We start from the raw sequence: 20,611 nt of genomic DNA on the forward strand, positions 1-20,611 counted from the left end.
GCTGCCTGCGAACCTGATGTAGTTTTACTACAGGCTTGCGGCTTTGTCGACCGATCTGTGAAGTAACGCTACATTTCGTTCGTTCACCCTCTTTACTTTCGGCGCCGACAGGTCAGGATCGGCGGGCGCCAAACTCCTACCAGGGAAGAGTTTTCATGAAACTGCTGCGCTACGGCCCGCCGGGCCAGGAAAAGCCGGGATTGCTCGACGCCGAAGGCCGCATCCGCGACCTGTCCGCCCATGTGGACGACATCGCCGGTGCGGCGCTGCTGCCGGACGGGCTGGATCGCCTGCGAGCGATCGAGCCGGCGACGCTGCCGCTGGTGGAAGGCAACCCGCGCCTCGGCCCCTGCGTCGGCCGCGTCGGCAAGATGGTCTGCATCGGCCTGAATTTCTCCGACCACGCGGCGGAGACGGGGATGGCAGTGCCGCCGGAGCCGATCATCTTCATGAAGGCGACCAGCGCCATCGTCGGTCCGAACGATCCGATCGAACTGCCGCGCGGGTCGGAGAAGACCGACTGGGAAGTCGAACTGGCCTTCGTGATCGGCAAGACCGCCAAATACGTCACGGAAGACGAGGCGATGGACCATGTCGCCGGCTATTGCATCGTCAACGACGTGTCCGAACGCGCCTTCCAGATCGAAAAGCAGGGGCAGTGGACCAAGGGCAAGAGCTGCGACAGCTTCGGCCCGACCGGTCCCTGGCTGGTGACGCGTGACGAAGTCGAGGACCCGCAGAAGCTGAAGATGTGGCTGGAGGTCAACGGCCACCGCTATCAGGACGGCAGCAGCGCCACCATGGTCTATGGCGTGCGCTATCTGGTGTCCTACCTGTCGCGATTCATGAGCCTGCAGCCGGGCGACATCATCTCCACCGGAACCCCGCCGGGCGTCGGCATGGGGCAGAAGCCGCAGGTCTTCCTGAAGGCCGGCGACGTGGTGGAACTGGGCATCGAAGGCCTCGGCACCCAGCGCCAGACGGTCGTCCAGGGCTGATACACCCCTTCACCCCAACCCCTCTCCCACAAGGGGAGAGGGGCTCCGGCTGCTGTTACGCCGACCGCACCTGGCGCAGGAAGCGGTCGATCTGCTGCTGAAGGTGGCTGGTCTGGGTCGAGACCTCCTGGGCCACCGACAGGACCTCCTGCGCCGACTGGCCGGTCTGTCCGGCGGCGGTGCGAACCTCACCGATGTTCTGCGAGGCCTGGGCGGTGCCGCCCGCCGCCTGCTGGACGTTGCGGGCAATTTCCGAAGTGGCCGCACCCTGCTGTTCCACCGCCGCGGCGATGCTGGCGGCGATGTCGTTCAGCCGGCCGATGGTCAGGCCGATGCTGCGGATGGCGTTCACCGCCTCGCCGGTCGCCTGCTGCATGGCGCCGATCTGGCCCGCGATCTGGTCGGTGGCCTTGGCCGTCTGGCTGGCCAGCTGCTTGACCTCCTGCGCCACCACGGCGAAGCCCTTGCCGGCCTCACCGGCGCGGGCGGCCTCGATCGTCGCGTTCAGCGCCAGCAGGTTGGTCTGGCCGGCGATGTCGGAAATCAGGTCCAGGACGGCGCCGATCCGGCTGGCCGCCTCGTTCAGTTCGCGCATCGTGCCGTCGGTGCGCTCCGCCTCGTTGGCGGCCTTGGCTGCGATGGTCGCCGATTCGGTCACCTGCCGGGCGATCTCGCTGATCGACTGCGACAGTTCATGAGCGGCGGACGCCGCCCCGTCGACGTTGACCGACGCGGTCTCCGCCGCCTCGGCGGCGCTGCCGGCCTGGCGGGAGGTGTCGTCGGCGGTCGCCACCATGCCGGCGGCGGTCTGGTGCATCTGGGTCGCGGCGGCGGACACCGTCTCCACCACCACCTTCACGCCGTTCTCGAACTGATCGGCCAGCGACAGCATGGCGTCTCGGCGTTCGCCTGCGGCCCGCTGGCGTTCGGCCTCCGCGGCGGCGCGGGTCGTTTCCACCTCGCGCGCGGTGTCGCGGAAGACGAGCAGCGCCGCCCCCATCTCCGCGATCTCGTCATGGCCGTGCAGCGCGATCTCCGCATCCAGGTCGCCCGCGGCGATGCGGCCCATCCCGGTCTTCAGTGACAGCATCCGGCGGATGACGACGCGGCCGATATAGAGCCAGACGACCAGGATCGACACCAGGATGCTGGCGGCGGCCACTGCGACCTGGGTCAGTCGGCTGTTGTCCAGCATACGGGTGGTGTCGCCGCTGGCCTCCGCGATGCCCTGCTTCTGGGCGTCGACCAGCGTGGCGATCCCCTTGGACAGGGTGCCGGCCAGCGCGTGGTTGCTCTCCAGCAGCTGGGCGAAATAGCCCTCGATCGCCAGCTCCTTCTGGCGCAGGGTGACCATCGACTCCTCGCCGACGGAATATCCGGTCAGAAGCTCCGCCTGCTTGGTGGCGACTTCGGCCAGACGCTCCGGCAGAGCCTGCGCGGCGTTCGCGAGACCGGCCAGCGACACGCCGACGCGCGTCTCGATGATCGCAAGCCGCTGGTCGTCACGGGTGCTCGCCGCTTCCATCAGCATGTTGCGGACGTTGGCCGCTTCGGCGGTGACCGTGGCCAGCGGCTTCTTCTGGGCCATGACCCGGTTCAGGGTGGTCGCGGCCTCGCGCAGGATGGCGGGCTCGGCGTCGGGATCGGCCAGGGTCGAGCGCGCCTGCTCCTCCTCGTTGTTCAGGACGGAGGTCCAGGGTGCGGTGAATTTCTGGATTTCGGCTTCCGCAGCCATCACCTTGGGCAGCATCGCCTCCCGCGCCGCCGCAAGCGCGACCCGATCCGCCGCCGCCTGATCGAGCTGCACGAGGTTGCCGAGCAGCCCCTTCGAGGAGTCTTCGATGGCGGTCAGCTGGGCACCGGCGGAACCGGTGGCCCGCAGCCGGTCGAGGCGCGCGTTGAACTCCCCCTTCGCCGCGGCGATGCGGGCGGACACCGCCTCGCGCGTGGCGGCCTTGTCGGCGGAGGTCAGTTCCGGCGCCAGCGCGACCAGCCGTTCGGCCTGCTGCGCCACGCCCATGCCTTCGGTCATCGCCGGCACCGCTTCGCCAACGATGGCGTCGATGGTGGTGCGCACGTTGGCGTAGCCGATCAGCGCCACGGCTGCGGCCACCAGCGTGCCGGACAGCACGACGCCGATGGCGATCATCAGCTTCCCACGCAGGCCGGAATACCAGGCATTGCCCTTTGCGGGCTTGTTCCGGTGACTATCGTTCGACATCCCGTCCTCCCCCCTGGCGCTCGCGCGCAGGCACATTCAGGTCTCTTCTGCGGTCGGCCGTTCCGGCTCTCGCCGCATTGGTCGTTGCGTCCATCCCCTTCGCCGGACTGTTGGTGGCGATGTCACAGGAAGGGAACACTTGTAAATAATTTGAAAGTTACGTGACTAAGAAAGCGCCAAATTCGCTAACAAATAAATAAGGAGAATCCACGATCTTTCCGTCTACCGGGATGAAAGTTGCTGCGGTGCGATGGCGGTTCGTCGTGGTCATAGAACTATTTCAGCGAATAGGCGCGCCGACGGCTCGTTTATGCCGCTTTGAATGGCGCATGGCTGTCGGACAGTCGCGCTTTCGTGGTGATATAACAGTTTTACTCACAACCGCCGGGCGTAGGCGTGACATCCGCGAGGCGGAGACAAGGACGGGCCAGCCTAAGGTTGAAGGGCCGGCCCGCCAGAGTGGAGCCCCAGAGTGGAGTCAATGATCAGGTGCCGCCGGTCAGGCTGGAGCTTAGGCGAGAGCTTCCCGGGGACCGAAGAACTCGTGGACGATCGCCGACTCCGGAAGACCCAGTGCGGTCAGCGCCTTCACAACCGCCGCCATGAAGGGCTTCGGGCCGACGACATAGGCGGCAACCCCTGCATCCTTCGGCAGCAGGCCGCCCAAGCGGTCCTGGTCGAGCAGGCCAACCATGTGCGGCCGGTCGCCCGGCTGCGGATCGGCATAGCAATAGACCGGCTTCAGGGTGTCGTGCCGTTCGGCCAGACGGTCGATCTGCTCGCGGAAGGCATGGACCGAGCCGTTGAGCGCCGCATGCACGTAGATCACCTTGCGGCCGGCCGCCAGTGCCTGTTCGGCCAGCGGCAGCGCAGGCGTCTGACCCACTCCGCCGGTGATCAGCAGCAGCGGGCCGGTCCCCTCGCGCAGCACGAATTCGCCGGCCGGCGGGAAGGCGTCGATCTCATCGCCGACCTGCGCGCGGTCATGCAGGAAGCCCGAGACCACCCCCTGCGGCTCCCGCTTTACCGAAATGCGGTAATCGCGGCCGTTGGGCGAGGCCGACAGGCTGTAGTTGCGGTGAACGGTCTCGCCGTCGACGGCCAACCGCAAGCCGAGATACTGGCCGGGCTGGAAATCCATCACCCGCCCGCCATCCACCGGCGCCAGCCGGAAGGAGGTGATGACGGCGCTCTCCGGCGTCTTCTCCACGATCCGGAAGCGGCGCGCACCGCGCCAGCCGCCGGTCAGCGCCGCCTTGCGGGCATATTCCTTCTCCTCCGCCGCAATCAGCAGGTCGGCGAGTTGCCAGTAGGCCGCGCCCCAGGCATCGGCGACCTCCGCCGTCACCGCATCGCCCAGCACCTTGCCGATGGCTTCCATCAGGCAGGTGCCGACGATCTTGTACTGGTCGGGGGTGATGTTCAGCGAGACGTGCTTCTGCACGATGCCTTCGACCGCCGGACCCAGAACCTCGAGCCGGTCGATGTTGGAGGCATAGGCGATGATGGCGTTGGCCAGTGCCTCCGGCTGGGCGCTGCTGCGCTGGTGGCTCTGGTTGAAGACGGCGCGCACTTCAGGGAAGCGCTCGAACATCAGGGGATAGAAGGTGCCGGTGATCCGGTTGGCATTGGCGGCGACGACGGGAGCGGTGGCCTTGATGACAGCGATCTGGGCAGGCGTCAGCATGGAGGGAGCAATCCTTTTGCGCGTCACGATGTCGCAATCGGTTGGCAATCCCTGTGCCAAAGCGACGCAGGGCGGAAACCGGCACCCTGCGATGCCTCTGTTGTCAAAGCGACCACGCAGGCTATGATGTCGGATGGACAACGGCGCAGTCATTTTGACAACAACCCTCACGCTGGATGAGGCCGGTGCGCTGCTGCGCATGCTGGATGAGCCTGTGCGGCTGTGGCCGCTGCTGCTGGATCTGATGACGCGGCACCTGCCCTGCGACGCCTGTGCGCTGTTGCGGCATGACGGTGGTTCGGGCGATGCACTGCTGGTCCCGCTCGCCACGCGCGGGCTCAGCCCGGACACACTCGGCCGGCGCTTCGCGCTGGACGATCATCCCCGATTGCGGGCGATCGCCGAGACGGAGGGCGGGCCGTTGCGCTTTCCTCCCGACTGCGAGCTTCCCGACCCCTATGACGGGCTGATCCCCGACCTGAAGCAGCGGCTGCATGTTCATGACTGCGTCGGAGCGCCGCTGAGCATGGACGGCCGCCCGTGGGGCATGCTGACCCTGGATGCGCTGAACGAGGGGCGCTTCGACGGCTGGGAGGAGGAGATCGCCGCCTGGGCGCGGCTGGCCGCCGACCTCGCCACGGCGGTGGAACGGCACACGGCTCTCACGGATGGCGGAAGCCCGGGGATCAGGGAGATCGACGACCCGCCGGCGGACCTCGAATCCGGCACGGTCGGCACCAGCCCGGCGATGACGGCCCTGCTGACGGAGATCGACACGGTCGCCGCGAGCGACCTCGTCGTCCTGGTGCTGGGGGAGACCGGGGTGGGCAAGGAATTGGTGGCCCGCCGTCTGCACGCCCGCTCCACCCGCGCGGCCGGCCCGCTGGTTCATGTGAATTGTGCGGCGCTGCCGGACGCGCTGGTGGAAAGCGAGTTGTTCGGCCATGTGCGCGGCGCCTTTTCCGGTGCGGTGACCGACCGGCGCGGCAAGTTCGAACTGGCCGACGGCGGCACCCTGTTCCTCGACGAGGTCGGCGAGCTGCCGCTTGCGGCGCAGGCGAAGATGCTGCGGGCGCTGCAGAACGGCGAGATCCAGCGCGTCGGCTCCGACCGCCACATCACCGTGAACTTGCGGGTGATCGCCGCCACCAACCGCGATCTGGCGGCTGAGGTGCGGGAGGGACGCTTTCGCGCCGACGTCTACCACCGGCTCAGCGTCTATCCGCTGCGGGTGCCGCCGCTGCGCGACCGCGGCACCGACATCCTGCGGCTGGCCGGCCTGTTCCTGGAGCGCAACCGGGCGCGGCTGGGCCTGCGCAACCTGCGCCTGTCTGCGGCGGCGGAGCGGCGCATGTTGTCCTACCCCTGGCCGGGGAACGTGCGGGAACTGGAACATGCCATCGGCCGCGGGGCCATCCGCGCCCGCGCCGCCCGCCCGCCGGATGGCGGCGTGCTGACCCTGACCCCGGCCGATCTCGGACTGGAAGAGGTGGGGGAGGGGATTGCTGCGCCGACGGCGGCAATGCAGCGGCCTCATCCGGTGGAGGTGTCGGAACTGCCCGAACTGCCCTTGCGCGACGCGGTGGAGGATCTGGAGCGCCGAATGATCCTTGAGCATCTGGCCCGCCATGGCGGCAACTGGGCGCAGGCGGCGCGGTCGCTCGGCATGGACCGCAGCAACCTGTTCCGGCTCGCCAAGCGGCTGGGTCTGCGCGAATGACCGCGGAGGGGCTGTCCTGGCGGGACGACATCGACGCGCTTGTCTTCCGGCCGGCGGGACATGGCGGCTGGTGCGCCGTCCACCGGCTGGCCTTCCGCGCCCTGCTCGGCCTGCGGGAACCGACGCCGGAGGATTGCCTCGCCCACGCCGCCGCTCATCGCACGGCATTCGAGGCCGCGGCGGCCGACAAGATCGCCCGGCGCGGCTACGACGCCGCGGCCAGCCTGCATCTGACCAGCCGCGACATCGCCCGCGCTCTTTAGAACCCCATCTGCCGCGGCATCCACAGCGCCAGATCGGGCCAGACGATCACCGCCACCACCACCAGTAGCAGGGTGACGAGCGGCCACAGCACCCAGCGCAGCGTGCTTTCCATCGTGCAGCCCGTCATCCGGCAGGCGACCATCAGGTTGACCGCCATCGGCGGGGTGAACTGGCCGACGGCGATCATCAGGGTCAGGATGACGCCGAACCAGGTCAGGTCCCAGTTGTAGGCCTGGGCGATGGGGATCAGCAGCGGCAGCAGGATGATGAAGATCGAAATGCCGTCCAGGAAGGTGCCGATGACCGTCAGCATCAACACCAGCAGCGCCAGCACCCCATATTCGCCAAGGCCGGAATGGATGATGGCGTCGGCGATGGGGTCGATCACCGACAGGGTGCTGAGCGCCCAGCCGAAAACGCTGGCCAGCGCGATCACCGTCAGGATGATGGCGGAAATCTCCGCCGCATCGACCAGCATGGAATAGAGGTCGCGGAAGCGGATGGTGCGGTAGACCACCATGCCCAGCAGCAGGCCGTAGGCGACCGCGATCACCGCCGCCTCGGTCGGGGTGAAGATGCCGAAGCGCAGGCCGCCCAGGATGATGACCTTGGCGAACAGGCCGAGCGCCGCGTCCCACAGGCTGCGCCAGAAGGGCGGGCGCGGCTCGTGCGATAGCTTGGACCCCAGATTGTACTTCCGCGCCAGCCAATAGACCGGAACGATCAGGGCAAGGCCGGCCAGCGTGCCGGGGATGATGCCGGCGGCGAACATCGAGGTGGTCGGGGCGGCGGGCACCAGCACGCTGTAGATGATCAGCGCCACCGATGGCGGGATCAGGATGTCGGTGGCGGCGGCGGCGGCGATGACGCTGGCGATGTAGGGGCGGGGATAGCCGGCGCGGATCATGCTGGGCGCCATCACGCCGCAGACCGCGGCGGCGATGGCTGGACCGGAACCGGAGATGCCGCCCATCATCATCGCCACCACCACCGCGATGACCGCCAGCGCACCCTTGCCCTGGCCGACGATGGCGGTGGCGAAGCGCACCAGCTTCTGCGCCACGCCCGACCGGTCGAAGATGGTGCCGGCCAGCACGAACATCGGGATGGTCAGCAGCGGATACTTGGCGATGCCGGTATAGACGCTGGTCGGCACCGAAATGACGCCGAGATGGGCGAAGGCGATGGCGGCGGTGCCGGCCAGCCCCAGGGCGGCGGCGATCGGCACGCCCAGGACCATCATGACCAGGAAGGAACCGAAGAGCAGGGTGGTGATCACGGTTCCCCCTCCGGAATATGGCCGGTTTCCAGCGGCTCGGTGCCCTTGTGGATGCGGATCATGCGGCCCACCGTGCGGGCCAGCACCACCAGCGACAGCACCGGCAGCCAGATCGTGTAGATCCACTGCGGCAGCCCCAGCGCCGGCGACGTCACTTCGAACCGGTAGTCGTCCCAGGTCGTCCAGGCGCCGTAGACCACCAGCAGCCCGTACATCAGGGCCACGCAGGCCATGGCGAACTGCTCCGCCCGCCGGCGGTTGACGGGCGACATCTTGTCGGTGACGAAGGTGATGCGGATGTGGCGGTCCTTCACCACCGCGGCGGAGGCGCCGAGGAAGGTCAGGATCACCATCAGGGCGATCGAATATTCCTCGGTGAAGGCGAAGGACACGTCGGTCAGGTAGCGCACCACGACGTTGGCGAAGGTGATCAGCGCCACCACCGCCATGGTGACGGCGACCAGCACCTCTTCGATGCCCAATGGGACGCGGGGTTTCGGCACCGGCCGGACGACGGTGGGGTCGTGATCGCTCATATTGCCAGGGTCCAGATGGAGGGAGCGGGATTATTCCCTTCACTGGGCAATCAATGCAAGAAACGATCTCCCCAGCGGATTACTCCGCCGGCATGCCCGCCATCCCTTCCTCGCAGAGCGCCTCCTGGCGGAGCGGGATGCGCAGGGTGAAGACGCTGCCCTCGCCCAGCCGGCTTTCCACCGTCACCGTTCCGCCATGCAGCGCGGCGATGCGGCGGACCATATTCAGCCCGACGCCGCTTCCTGCCGCCGTCCCGGTGTTGGTGGCGCGGAAGAAGCGGTCGAACACCCGCTCCACCTCCTCCGCCGGAATGCCGATCCCCTGGTCGGCCACGGACAGCGCCAGTTCCGACTGCCCGCCCGGCCCTTCCCCGATCCACGCGCGCAGCCGCACCGGCGTGCCGGCGGCGGAGTATTTCAGCGCATTGTTCAGCAGGTTGTGGACGCACAGTTCCAGCATGGGGCCGTCGCCGGTCATGCCCGCAGGGCAGTCCTTCAGGTCGAGCTCGATCCGCCGGCCGGGAGCGGCGTCGCCTTGGGCCGCCGCCGCAGCGCGCAGCAGGGCCGGCAGGTCCAGCGGATCGCGGCGCAGGGCGAAGGCCGGGTCGCTCAGCCGGTCGTCGGCAAGGCAGGTCTCCAGGATGTTGACCTGCCGGCGCACCGCACGGCGGATCTTCTCCAGCCGCGGCAGCATGCCGGGAGCCTTCACCTCCGCATCCAGCTGCAGGATCTGGGCGGCGCCGTCGATGATGGCGAGCGGCGTCTTGAACTCGTGCGCCGTCATCGACAGGAAGCCCTTCAGCGCCCGCTTGGCCTCCTGCTCCGCGACCAGCCGTTCCTCCGCCTCCAGCCGGGCGAGGTCCAGGCGGCGGACGGTGTCCTCCAGCCGCGCCTCCGCCCGGCGGCGATGGGTGACGTCGCGCAGCATCAGCAGGCAGCCGACCTCGCGCGGTCCCGACCGTCCCCCGCCGCTACGGCCGCCGGAGGTCAGCGGCACCCACGTCGCCTCGAAGCTGCGCAGACCGCCGTCGCACTCCAGCGTCAGCGGAACCGGCAGCGCGGCGGAGGTGCCGAACGACAGGACAGACAGGCCGGGAAGCTCGGCCAGCCGGCGGCCCAGCGGCTGGCGGTCGCACACCAGCGCCTGGGCGGCGGGGTTCGCCTCCACCACCGTGCCGTCGGCGTCCAGGACCAGCACCGGGTCCGGCACCGCGTCCAGCAGGGCATCGCGGGCGACCGGCAGCAGGTCGAACAGGCGCCGCCGGGTGATCAGCCAATAGAAGACCGCTCCCATCAGAAGGAAGCTGAAAGGGGTCGGGTCCAGGTCGAACAGGGTCAGGTTGCCGGTGACATAGCCGACATTCGCCACCCACGGCACCGCCATCGCCACCAGGAAGCCCAGGTAGTGGGTGCGGTAGGCCGGCGTCGCCCGGTGGACGCCGTTGGCGGTGACGACGATGCTCATCACCATGAAGGCGTAGAGATAGATGGTGACGACGAAGAACAGCAGCCCGTGGCCGTAGACCAGCGCCGCCCCCGGCGCGTCGCTGACGGGGTGGACCGCGGTGTACATCAGCCGGTGGCTGGCGTTGGTCAGCGCCGCCGCCCAGGTCGCGGTCCCCACCACGGCCGGCACCAGCCGCCAGCGCGCCGGCAGCTCCTCCCGCGTGTAGGACCACAGGAACAACGCCCAGAAGCTCGGCGCGCCGACGATGCCGAGCCACGCCATCTCCGCCCAGAACAGCTTGTCCGCCGGTGCCGGGACGATGGTCTCGATGGCGGCGGCGGTCGCCCACCAGGAGGCCGAAAGCTGCATCGCCACGAAATTGAACCGGCCGGGGAAGGGCGGCAGGACCCAGCTGCGCCACGCCGTCCACAGGGTCGCCAGCACCGCGGCCAGGAGAAGGACGGCAGGCAGGCTCAGCATGGCGGGACGGACGGCAGGGGCAAGACGGCTCCGATGGACAGGTGCGGCCCGCCCGGAACGATCCGGGCCATCGGCGCGGCCGCAGCATGGACCGGCCCGCCGCGACTCCGCAAGGGGGTGCGGCACCAAGGTCGGAGAAGGCCGGCGGCCCGTTCCGCCATTGCGGATTCCGTGCGCGGTCCCGATAACACGGGGGATGGGACGGACGGGCACAGGGGAGCGGCCGGGGTGACGCACGGAACGGACAGCGACCGGTTTTCAGGCGATGGGCCGGACGCCCGTCCCTTCGACGGCGATGCCTTCGAAGGCGGGGCGGCCCTGCTGCACCGCCGCGCCATCCCGTCGCTGTTCGAGGCGCTGGAAACCCAGTCCGAAGGCACGGTGGCGGTCGACCGCGACGCGCGGGTGGTGTGGATCAACGCCAAATATGCCCGCATGCTGGGAATCGCCGACCCCGCCGAGGCCATCGGCCGCGAGGTGGAGGAGATCATTCCCCATTCGCAGATGCGGCAGGTCCTGGCGACCGGCCAGCCGATCCTGCTCGACCTGATGCTGTTCGGCACCCAGCGGCTGGTGGTGACGCGTTTCCCGCTGACCGACGACGACGGCGCGGTGATCGGCGCCGTCGGCTTCGTCCTCTATGACAGCCTGCACCGGCTGAAGCCCCTGCTGGCCGAACTGTCGCGGCTGGAGGCGGAACTGGCGGCGACCAAGCGCCGGCTCGACGAGGGGCGTCAGCCGCGCTACACGCTGCAGAGCTATGTCGGCGACAGTCCGGTGTGCCTGGAGGTCAAGCGCAAGGCCCGTCTCGCCGCCCGCACCGATGCGCCGATCCTGCTGCTGGGCGAGACCGGCACCGGCAAGGAGCTGATCGCCCAGGCCATCCATGGCCTGTCGGCCCGCAGCGGCCGGTCCTTCGTCGGCGTCAATGTGGCGGCGATCCCGGAAACGCTGCTGGAGGCGGAATTCTTCGGCGCGGTGCCCGGTGCCTATACCGGGCTCGACCGCCGCGGGCGGGAAGGTCGCTTCAAGACAGCCAACGGCGGCACCCTGTTCCTGGACGAGATCGGCGACATGCCGCTCGGCCTCCAGGCCAAGCTGCTGCGGGCATTGCAGGAGCAGGAAATCGAACCGCTGGGATCCGACCGGCCGGTGAAGGTCGATGTGCGGGTGATCGCGGCGACGAACGTCGATCTGGAGCAGCGGATCCGCGACGGCCGTTTCCGCTCCGACCTTTATTACCGGCTGAACGTGCTGCCGATCCGCCTGCCGGCCCTGGCGGAGATGGGCGGCGGGCTGGAAGCCATCGCCGAATCCATCCTGCAGGAGATCGCCGCCCGCACCGGGCTCCCCCTGCGCGGCCTGACCCCGGAGGCGGTGGAGGCGCTGGGCCGCCACCGCTGGCCGGGCAATGTGCGCGAGCTGCGCAACGTCCTGGAGCGGGCCTGCCTGCTGACCGACAACCGCCGCCTGACCGCCGCCGACCTTGCGGAGGCGCTGCCGGATTTGGGTGACGTTGGTCCGGCGGCGCTTCCCATTACGGTTCCGGCGGTCGTCCGTACGGAACCGCAGCCCTTGCCGGGATACGACGAAGCCTTCGACGAATTCGAGCGCGGTCTGCTCGGCCGCGCGCTCGCCACCAGCGGCGGCCGGGCAGCGGAAGCGGCGCGGGCGCTCGGCATCTCCCGCGCCGCCTTCTACAAGAAGCTTGCCCGTCTGGGGATGCGGGGGCGGTAGAATCCCCCTCTCCCCCCCCGGGGAGAGGGGATCTTGCCGAAGCCGAAACGCTATCGCATCACACCGGCAACTGCTTCATCGCCGCGACGGCGGTCATCACGCCGCGGATCTCGGCCAGACCGCGCAGGCGGCCGATCATCGGATAGCCGGGGTGGGTCGGCTTGCCGATGTCGTCCAGCAGCTCGTGGCCGTGGTCGGGGCGGAAGGGCAGGCGCCAGTTGTCGTTGCCGGCATCCTGGCGGCGCTTCTGCTCCTCCAGCAGGGTGGTGACGACCGACACCATGTCGACGTCGCCGCCGAGATGGTCGGCTTCCTCGAAGGACCCGTCCGGCTCCTTGGCGACGTTGCGCAGGTGGACGAAGTGGATGTCCTCGACGAAGCGCTTGGCCATCGCCGGCACGTCGTTGGTCTGGCCGGCCCCCAGCGAGCCGGTGCAGAAGGTCAGGCCGTTGTTGGGCGACTTAACCGCGTCGATCAGGTGGGCAAGGTCGTCCTCGGTGCTGACGATGCGCGGCAGGCCGAACAGCGGACGGGGCGGGTCGTCGGGATGGATCGCCATGCGGATGCCGACCTCCTCCGCCGTCGGGATCACCTCGCGCAGGAAGCGGGCGAGCGTCTCGCGCAGGCCGTCGGCGGTCATGCCGTTGAAGCGTGCGATCATCTTGCGCAGGCCGGGGATGTCGTAGCGGTCATAGGCGCCCGGCAGCCCGGCCATGATGTTCGTCAGGAGCTTCGCCCGGTCGCTTTCGGAAGACCGGTCGAACCACTCCTTCGCCTTGGCCATCACTTCCGGGGAGTGATCCTCCTCCGCACCCGGACGCTCCAGCATGTAGACGTCGAAGGCCGCATGCTCGTAAGCGTTGAAGCGCAGCGAGGTGCCGCCACCCGGCAGCGCCGCGGCCAGCTCCGTCCGCGTCCAATCCAGCACCGGCATGAAGTTGTAGCAGATGGTGGTCACGCCGCAGGCGGCGAGATTTCGCATCGACTGGCGGTAGTTGTCGAACAGCTCCGTCAGGTCGCCTTCGCCGATCTTGATCGCCTCGTGCACCGGCAGGCTTTCGGTGACGGTCCAGCTGAGGCCGAGCTCCTCGTCGGACTCGATCATCGCCTTGCGCTTCTGGATTTCCTCGACCGACCAGACCACGCCATAGGGGATGTGGTGCAGGGCGGTGACCACGCCGGTGGCGCCGGCTTGGCGGATGTGGTTCAGCTTGATGGCGTCTTCGGGGCCGAACCAGCGCCAGGATTGTTCCATGGCTTCGAACTCCTTGGAAAGAGGGGGGGGCGGAAAGAGGGGGGCTTTGGAATTTGGAAGATCAGCGGAAAAGCAGGCTCGGCAGCCAGAGCGACAGTGCCGGGATGTAGGAGACCAGGAACAGGATCAGGATGTTGCAGAGCAGGAAGGGCCAGATCGCCTTGGTGATCGCACCCAGCGAGATCTTTGCGATGTTCGCCGCGACGAACAGGCAGACGCCGACCGGCGGGGTGGTCAGGCCGATCATCAGGTTCAGCACGGCGAAGGTGGCGAAATGGATCGGGTCGATGCCGACCTGGGTCGCCACCGCCAGCAGCGGCGGGAACAGGATGATCAGCGCCGCGATCGTCTCCATGAAGGTGCCGACGATCAGCAGCAGGATGTTGATCATCAGGATGATCAGGTACTTGTCGGTGGTCAGCGCCAGCATCGAAGCGGCGATGGCCTGCGGAATCTGCTCGCTTGTCAGGATCCAGCCGAAGACGTTGGCGAGCCCCACCAGCAGGATCAGCCCGCCCGACCCGATGGCGCTTTCCAGCAGGATCGCCGGCAGCTGGCGCAGGGTGAAGCCCTTGTAGACGAACAGCCCGATGACGAAGGCATAGAGCGCCGCGACGATCGACGCCTCGGTCGGGGTGAAATAGCCTCCGACGATGCCGAACAGGATGATCGCCGTCATCAGCAGCGCCCAGAAGGCGCCGCGGCTCGCGCGGACCAGCGCGCCGAAGCCCTGCCACGGCTCCCTCGGATAATTGCGGACGCGGGCCAGGATCCAGACCGTCAGCATCATGCCGAGGCCCAGCAGCAGGCCCGGGACGGCGCCGGCCATGAACATCTTGCCGACCGACAGGCCGGTCAGGGTGCCGACGATGATCATCGGCACGCTGGGCGGGATGATCGGCCCGACGGTGGAGGCGGCGGCGGTCACGGCGGCGGCGAAGGGCGCGTCGTAGCCGGACTTGCGCATCGCCGGGATCATCACCGCGCCGATGGAGGCGGTCTCCGCCACCGCGGTGCCGGAGATGCCGGCGAAGACCATCGAACCCGTGACGTTGGCAAGGCCGAGGCCGCCGCGGATGTGGCCGACCAGCCGGTTGCTGAACAGAACGATCTGGTCGGTGATGCCGCCGCCGTTCATCAGGTTGCCGGCCAGAACGAAGCCGGGGATGCAGAGCAGCACGAAGCTGTCCATGCCGGCATACATGAACTGCGGAACCACCGCGAGATCGATGTCGCTGCCGACCAGATAGACCGCCGAGGCGCCGCCCAGCGCGATGCCCACCGGCGCACCCAGGATCAGCAGCACGGCGAAGGTGACGAACAGTGCGGTGACCATCAGACGGTTTCCCCATGGCTGGGCGGCGCGGAATCGCGCCCAAGCCCGGCCAGCCGGGCGATCGAGAAGAAGGCGAGCGAGACCGGGATGATCAGAGTCACGACATAGACCCAGATCATCGGGACGTTGATGGAACGTGCCCGCTCGCCCACGCTGCCGACGACATAGTCCCAGGCGCCGGGGATGATGGCGACGGCGAAGACCAGGATCGCCACGTCGACCAGCCGGGCGACCGCCCACTGTGCCGGCTTGGGCAGCAGCAGGATGAACATGTCCACGTTCACCAGCTCGCCGCGGAGCAGCGCCAGGCCGCAGGAGAAGGCGACGAGATGGACCAGCGCGAAACGGGCCACCTCCTCCGTCCAGGCCGGAGAGGGAAAGCCGGGAACGCGGCCCAGCACCTGGATGGTCACGACGATGATGAGGACGCCGATTGCCGCCAGGGTACCCCAACGGCAAAGGGCGGATACGGCCGACACCGCGGCGGCAAAGGCTGTGCGCATGGAGAAGGCTCTTGCGGTTGGGGGGAGGCGAACCCGAAGGGTCCCCCTCTCCCCGGAGGGAGAGGGGATCTTCCCGGGACGGGAGAGGGCCTGACTCTCCCCCTCACTTCACCGCGAGGATTTCGTCGTAGATCGGCTTGATCTCCGGCGACAGGGCGGCGACCACGGCGGCACGGCCCTTCTCCGCGAAGGCGGCCTTGTCGACCGTGACAAACTCCATGCCCTTGGCCTTCAGGTCGGCGGCCAGCTTGGCCTCGTCCTCGATGAACAGCTTGCGCTCGGCGGCCTGCGCCGCCTTGGCGGCTTCCATGATGGCGGTGCGCTGTTCAGCCGGCAGGCGGCCCATTCTCTTCGATCCGCCGACCAGATAGATCCAGCTGATCACGTGTTCCGTCTGGTTCACGTATTTCTGGACCTCGTAGAAGCTGGCCGACTTGATGAGGGCCAGCGGGTTCTCCTGGGCCTCGATGGTGTCGTTCTGCAGGCCGGTGAACACTTCCGAGAAGGCCATCGGCGTCGGCTTGGCGCCCAGCCCCTGCCAGAAGGACACGAACAGCGGCACGTTGGGAACGCGCATCTTCAGGCCGTTCAGGTCGGCCGGCGTCTTGATCGGGCGCTTGCTGGTCAGGTTGCGCGGGCCGCGGGCGAAGTAGGTCAGCGGAACCAGCTGGGTCTTCTGCTCGATGGCCTCGGCGATCTTCTGGCCCGGCGCGCCGGTGACGACCTTGTCCAGATGGTCGAGGTCGCGGATGCCGTAGGGAACCGCCAGCAATGCCGCGGCCGGCGCCCAGTTCTGCAGGGATTCGCCGGTGATGGTAAAGTCGATGGTGCCGAGCTGGATGCCCTTGATCAGGTCGGTTTCCTTGCCGAGCTGCTCGTTGGGGAACACCTTGACCTCGACCGCGCCGTTCGTGCGCTTGGCGACTTCCTCGGCGAAGACCAGCGAGGCCTTGTGCCAGACATTCTCCTCGTTGGCGAGGTGGCCCAGTTTCAGCGTCGTCTTGGCCTGGGCACGGACGATGGCCGGCGCGGCGATGCCGCCCAGCAGCGTCGCACCGGCGGCGAGACCGGCACCGAGGCCGATGCTCCGGGCGAGCGTACGGCGGGAGATCGGGGTCTTGCTGTTCATCTCGTGGCTCCTCCGTTTTAGGCGGATCAGGTCCGCCTTTATTTGCGCGATGGATAAACTGGGGCGATCAGAGGCTGTGAACCTTCAGGCTGCCCTCTCGGCCGTCATCCCCGCGAAGGCGGGGATCCAGGCTTCTCGGGGAAAGCCTCCATTCGGCAGGTCTGGGCTCCCGCCTTCGCGGGGATGACGGCCGAGAAAAGCTCACGAACTCTCAGCCTTCGAAGTCGAGCTGCACCTTGATCGTGCTGGACGGGTCGGTCTCGATCAGGGAGAAGGCGCTCGCCGCGTCGGCGATCGGGAAGACCTGGGTGATCATCGCCGCCGGCTGCAGCTTGCCGCTCTCCAGCCACTCGATCACCTGCGGCAGCAGGCGGCGGTTCAGGCGGGACCCGACCAGCGTCAGCTCCTTCTTCACGATCTCCTGCTGGCTGATGTTGCAGGGGCCGGGGGAGAAGCCCAGCAGGCCGATGCGCGCGGCCGGGCTGGCAAGGCGGCAGGCCTCCTCCAGCAGGGCCGGCACGCCGGCACCGTCGATCACCACCGTGGGGCCGAGCCCGTCATTCTCGTCGCGCACCGCATCGGGAACCGACACGCGCGAGGAATTGAGGACGACGTCCGCACCGAACTCCTTCGCACGCTCCAGCCGCTTGTCGTCGAGGTCGGCGACGATGCAGCGGGCGCCGTGCAGCTTGGCGACCTGCACCACCGTCAGCCCGACGGTGCCGGCGCCATAGACGAGGACCGTGTCGTCGGCCGCGATGCCGGTGCGCGACAGAACGTTGGCGGCAATCGACAGCGGCTCCGCCAGGGCGGCAATCGAAATCGGCAGGTCGGAGCGCACCTTCACCGCATTGGCCGCCGGCACCACGACATGGTTGCGGAAGCCGCCGTCGCGATGGACGCCGAACACCTCCAGATTGGCGCAGACGTTGGTGCGCCCGGCCCGGCAGGCATAGCAGCGGCCGCAGGACACCACCGGATCGACCACCACATGATCGCCGGCCGCCACGTTGGTGACACCGTCGCCGACCACCTCGACCGTGCCGGCGAACTCGTGGCCGATCACGCGGGGATAGACCGCGAAGGGATTGGAGCCGTGGTAGATGTGCAGGTCCGACCCGCAGATCCCGGCGCGCTGGACGCGGACCAGCACCTCGCCAGCCTTGACCGGCCCGGCAGCCGGGGCGTTTTCGGGACGAAGGGCCAGCACATGCGGCTTTTCGACGGTCAGGGCAACCACGGGAACACTCCCTAGAGAAGATGATGCTTTGAAAGCTGGGTCAGGCGGTGGCGGCGACGACGGCGCGGGCACCTTCGGCGAACAGCCGCCTGAGCGCGGCGGTGACCGGCCCGGTGAAGCGCGGGTCGCGCGGCAGATCCTCGCCGAACACCGCGGTCAGGCCGAACAGCGCCTCGGCCAGCCTGTCGGGGTTTCCGGCAGTCGATGCCGCGATCTCCGTCAACTTGGAGGCCAGCGGATCGCGCACGTCGATGGGCTGGCCCTTCTCGTCGATGCCGGCGACGTAGCGCATCCAGGCGGCGACGGCCAAAACCATCCGGTCGATCGGTTCCCCGGCGGCCAGCCGCTCACGGATCGGGTTCAACAGGCGCTGCGGCAGCTTCTGCGTGCCGTCCATGGCGATCTGCCAGGTGCGGTGGCGCAGCGCCGGATTGCGGAAGCGGGCGATCAGCGCGTCCTTGTAATGCTCGAGGTCGGCGCCGGGCGGCATGTGCAGGGTCGGGCCGGTCTCCAAATCCATCAGGTTGCGGACCAGCGTGGCGAAGGCGCGGTCGGCCATGGTGTCCGACACCGTCTCGTAGCCCGCCAGATAGCCCAGATAGGCGATGGTGGAGTGGCTGCCGTTCAACAGCCGCAGCTTCATCGTCTCATAGGGATGGACGTCGGCGACCAGCTCGACGCCGACCTCCTCCCAGGCCGGCCGGCCGGCGGGGAAGCGGTCCTCCACCACCCACTGGGTGAAGGGCTCCGTCACCACCGGCCAGGCGTCCTGCAGGCCGAGAGCCTGGGACACGCGGGCGCGGTCGGCCTCCGTGGTGGCGGGGACGATGCGGTCGACCATGCTGTTCGGACAGGCGACGGTCTCCGCCACCCAGGCGCCGAAGCCCGGATCGCGCAGTTCGGCGAAACGGCGCAGGATGCGGGCCACCGTGTCGCCGTTGCTCGGCAGGTTGTCGCAGCTCAGCACCGTAAAGGGCGGCAGCCCGGCGGCGCGGCGACGGGCCAGCGCCTCGGCCAGGAAGCCGATTGCGGTGCGCGGGCTGCCGGGATTGTCCAGGTCGTGGCGGATGTCGGGGTGGGCCTCGTTCAGCGCGCCGGTGGCCGGATCATGGCAATAGCCCTTCTCCGTCACCGTCAGGGTGACGATGCACACCGACGGGCGGCACATCCGTTCCAGCACCGCCTGCGGATCCTCATGGGCCACCAGCAGTTCCAGCAGGCAGCCGATCACCCGCAGCCGCTCTCCCGCCGCATCGCGCACCGCGACGGTGTAGAGCCCGTCCTGCGGTTCCAGCGCGTCGCGGGTGTCGGGGCTGCGCAGGCTGACGCCGGCAATGCCCCAGGGCCCGAAACGCTTTTCCAGCAATGCGTCGGTGTAGGCAGCCTGATGGGCACGCTGGAAAGCGCCGACGCCGAGATGGACGACCCCGAGTTCCAGCGCCTTGCGGTCATAGGCCGGCCGCGCCACCGCCACCGGCAGGGTTGACAGGCCGGCGGCACCGAGACGAGGCAGGGAAGAGGTCGCAGGGGATTGCATGGGGGTTGGTTTCCTTCCCGGCGGAGCGATTGCGCGAGGCGTTGGCTCGCATTCTTGTATGGTAGTATGTCAAACACTGCGGGCGAGGGCAACCCGGATTGTTCCGCAGTTAAATGGTATGGCGTCCTGATAAGGAAACAGGCCGATGCTGCGCCGGTCAGCGCAGTCCGGCAACCTTCGAACGGCCGGCAGACCGGGAGGAAGCCTTGGGAGCGGGAGGCGGCACGCCATCCTCCTGCGTGAACAGGTCGGGGAACTTGCCTTCCAATTCGGGCAGAGACGTCAGGATCTCGCGCAGGTGCATGCCCATCGCCGCTTCGGCCTTGGCAGGATCGCGGGCGACGATCGCCTCCAGCACCGCCTGATGCTGGGAGATCAGCCGGCGGATCGGCGTGGCATAGGGCACGCTGAGATAGCGGACGCGGTCCATCTGGGCCTTCGTCTCCTCGACGATGCGCCAGGCGTAATCGCACTCCGCCCCGATGGCGATGGTGCGGTGGAAGGCCTCGTCCAGCTCCAGGAAGCGCACCGGCACCGGTTCGTCGGCGATGTCCCACTGGGCCTTCAGGTTGTCGCGCAATTCGGCGAGTCCAGCCGGCGTGATGGTCTCGCAAGCCTTGCGGACGACCGCGGTCTCCACCGCCTCGCGGACGAAGCGGGCATCGAGCACCTGCTTGACCGAGATCTTGACGACGAAGGTGCCGCGCTGCGGCCGGATGGTCAGCAGGCCGGACTCGCTCAGCTTGATGAAGGCCTCGCGCACCGGCTGGCGGCTGACGCCGAGCTGGTCGGCGATCTCCTGCTCGGACAGGGCTTGACCGGGGCGGAACTGCATCGTCACGATGGCTTGGCGCAGCACCCGGTACACGCGCCGAGCGATCGGCTCCCCGGAGTCCACGTCGATCTTGTTCAGCATCGCTTCGCCATCCTGTCAGGCCGCCCTTCTCCCCGCCGGCTTCGTCATACGGAGCATGGGCAGGAGGAAACAATCAGTCAAGCATACTACCATACTAGTTGGGAAGCAAGCGCCACGCTGCGGGCCGTTCATATGCGACGTCGCATTTCACAGCGCTACGACTTATGGAAATCATTTCGCACCAGCACACGGACTGTTGAAACTTCCTGAGGAATCGGCATGCTGTCGCCGATGGTCTGACCACTTCGCGCGCAGGGGCTTACCCCTGCCCGGAATTTGATCATCCAAATTCATGTATCCGGCGCTCGCGCATCGACCCGTATCCG

16 protein-coding genes are annotated in these 20,611 nt (G+C 68.1%); 4 read left to right on the plus strand and 12 right to left on the minus strand.

The features are described from left to right. Positions 1 to 155: 155 nt before the first annotated feature. A complete protein-coding gene (locus tag ACWPKK_RS28675; RefSeq protein ID WP_452011310.1) occupies positions 156 to 998 on the plus strand; it encodes a fumarylacetoacetate hydrolase family protein in 843 nt (280 codons plus the stop codon). Positions 999 to 1,053: 55 nt separating this feature from the next. Here ACWPKK_RS28675 and ACWPKK_RS28680 read toward each other — a convergent pair whose 3' ends face one another. Both ACWPKK_RS28680 and hmpA read right to left on the minus strand, forming a co-directional pair. Further along, entirely contained in the window at positions 1,054 to 3,219 is a 2,166-nt protein-coding gene (locus tag ACWPKK_RS28680; protein WP_452011312.1) for a methyl-accepting chemotaxis protein, read from the minus strand. Positions 3,220 to 3,730: 511 nt separating this feature from the next. Next, entirely contained in the window at positions 3,731 to 4,906 is a 1,176-nt protein-coding gene (hmpA, locus tag ACWPKK_RS28685; RefSeq protein ID WP_452011315.1) for an NO-inducible flavohemoprotein, read from the minus strand. A gap of 133 nt (positions 4,907 to 5,039) precedes the next feature. On the opposite strand from hmpA, the gene norR reads away from it, so the two are divergent. Together norR and ACWPKK_RS28695 are read left to right on the plus strand one after the other, a co-directional pair. Beyond that, positions 5,040 to 6,626: a nitric oxide reductase transcriptional regulator NorR gene (gene norR, locus ACWPKK_RS28690; RefSeq protein WP_452011317.1), complete on the plus strand. Its 1,587-nt coding sequence runs from the start codon at positions 5,040 to 5,042 to the stop codon at positions 6,624 to 6,626. Then, positions 6,623 to 6,889, plus strand: coding sequence for a hypothetical protein (locus tag ACWPKK_RS28695; protein ID WP_452011319.1), 267 nt, complete (start codon positions 6,623 to 6,625; stop codon positions 6,887 to 6,889). The genes norR and ACWPKK_RS28695 overlap by 4 nt, the downstream gene beginning before the upstream one ends. Here ACWPKK_RS28695 and ACWPKK_RS28700 read toward each other — a convergent pair. The 3 genes from ACWPKK_RS28700 to ACWPKK_RS28710 form a co-directional block, all read right to left on the minus strand. Then, on the minus strand, positions 6,886 to 8,169 hold the full coding sequence (locus tag ACWPKK_RS28700) for a TRAP transporter large permease (protein ID WP_452011321.1): 1,284 nt from the start codon (positions 8,167 to 8,169) through the stop codon (positions 6,886 to 6,888). The genes ACWPKK_RS28695 and ACWPKK_RS28700 overlap by 4 nt on opposite strands. Further along, positions 8,166 to 8,705 carry a TRAP transporter small permease gene (locus ACWPKK_RS28705; protein ID WP_452011323.1) on the minus strand — a complete coding sequence of 180 codons (540 nt, stop codon included), beginning with the start codon at positions 8,703 to 8,705 and terminating at the stop codon, positions 8,166 to 8,168. The genes ACWPKK_RS28700 and ACWPKK_RS28705 overlap by 4 nt, the downstream gene beginning before the upstream one ends. 79 nt (positions 8,706 to 8,784) lie before the next feature. Next, positions 8,785 to 10,632, minus strand: coding sequence for a histidine kinase N-terminal 7TM domain-containing protein (locus ACWPKK_RS28710; protein ID WP_452011326.1), 1,848 nt, complete (start codon positions 10,630 to 10,632; stop codon positions 8,785 to 8,787). A 228-nt stretch (positions 10,633 to 10,860) separates the two neighbouring features. On the opposite strand from ACWPKK_RS28710, the gene ACWPKK_RS28715 reads away from it, so the two are divergent. Then, positions 10,861 to 12,369, plus strand: coding sequence for a sigma-54 interaction domain-containing protein (locus ACWPKK_RS28715; RefSeq protein ID WP_452011328.1), 1,509 nt, complete (start codon positions 10,861 to 10,863; stop codon positions 12,367 to 12,369). Positions 12,370 to 12,427: 58 nt separating this feature from the next. Here ACWPKK_RS28715 and uxuA read toward each other — a convergent pair whose 3' ends face one another. From uxuA to ACWPKK_RS28750, 7 genes are all read right to left on the minus strand, one after another. Further along, a complete protein-coding gene (gene uxuA / locus ACWPKK_RS28720) occupies positions 12,428 to 13,624 on the minus strand; it encodes a mannonate dehydratase (RefSeq protein WP_452011330.1) in 1,197 nt (398 codons plus the stop codon). A gap of 61 nt (positions 13,625 to 13,685) precedes the next feature. Beyond that, on the minus strand, positions 13,686 to 14,960 hold the full coding sequence (locus ACWPKK_RS28725; RefSeq protein WP_452011333.1) for a TRAP transporter large permease: 1,275 nt from the start codon (positions 14,958 to 14,960) through the stop codon (positions 13,686 to 13,688). Beyond that, positions 14,960 to 15,463, minus strand: coding sequence for a TRAP transporter small permease (locus tag ACWPKK_RS28730; RefSeq protein ID WP_324871925.1), 504 nt, complete (start codon positions 15,461 to 15,463; stop codon positions 14,960 to 14,962). The genes ACWPKK_RS28725 and ACWPKK_RS28730 overlap by 1 nt, the downstream gene beginning before the upstream one ends. 103 nt (positions 15,464 to 15,566) lie before the next feature. After that, the gene (locus tag ACWPKK_RS28735; protein WP_324871924.1) at positions 15,567 to 16,592 is read right to left on the minus strand and encodes a TRAP transporter substrate-binding protein; all 1,026 of its coding nucleotides are present in this window, start codon (positions 16,590 to 16,592) and stop codon (positions 15,567 to 15,569) included. A 211-nt stretch (positions 16,593 to 16,803) separates the two neighbouring features. Further along, positions 16,804 to 17,832: a Zn-dependent oxidoreductase gene (locus ACWPKK_RS28740; RefSeq protein WP_452011337.1), complete on the minus strand. Its 1,029-nt coding sequence runs from the start codon at positions 17,830 to 17,832 to the stop codon at positions 16,804 to 16,806. 40 nt (positions 17,833 to 17,872) lie between these two features. Next, positions 17,873 to 19,369: a mannitol dehydrogenase family protein gene (locus tag ACWPKK_RS28745; protein ID WP_452011339.1), complete on the minus strand. Its 1,497-nt coding sequence runs from the start codon at positions 19,367 to 19,369 to the stop codon at positions 17,873 to 17,875. A 157-nt stretch (positions 19,370 to 19,526) separates the two neighbouring features. Further along, the gene (locus tag ACWPKK_RS28750; RefSeq protein ID WP_324871921.1) at positions 19,527 to 20,285 is read right to left on the minus strand and encodes a GntR family transcriptional regulator; all 759 of its coding nucleotides are present in this window, start codon (positions 20,283 to 20,285) and stop codon (positions 19,527 to 19,529) included. Positions 20,286 to 20,611: the final 326 nt, after the last annotated feature.

This window comes from Azospirillum largimobile (assembly GCF_977007025.2).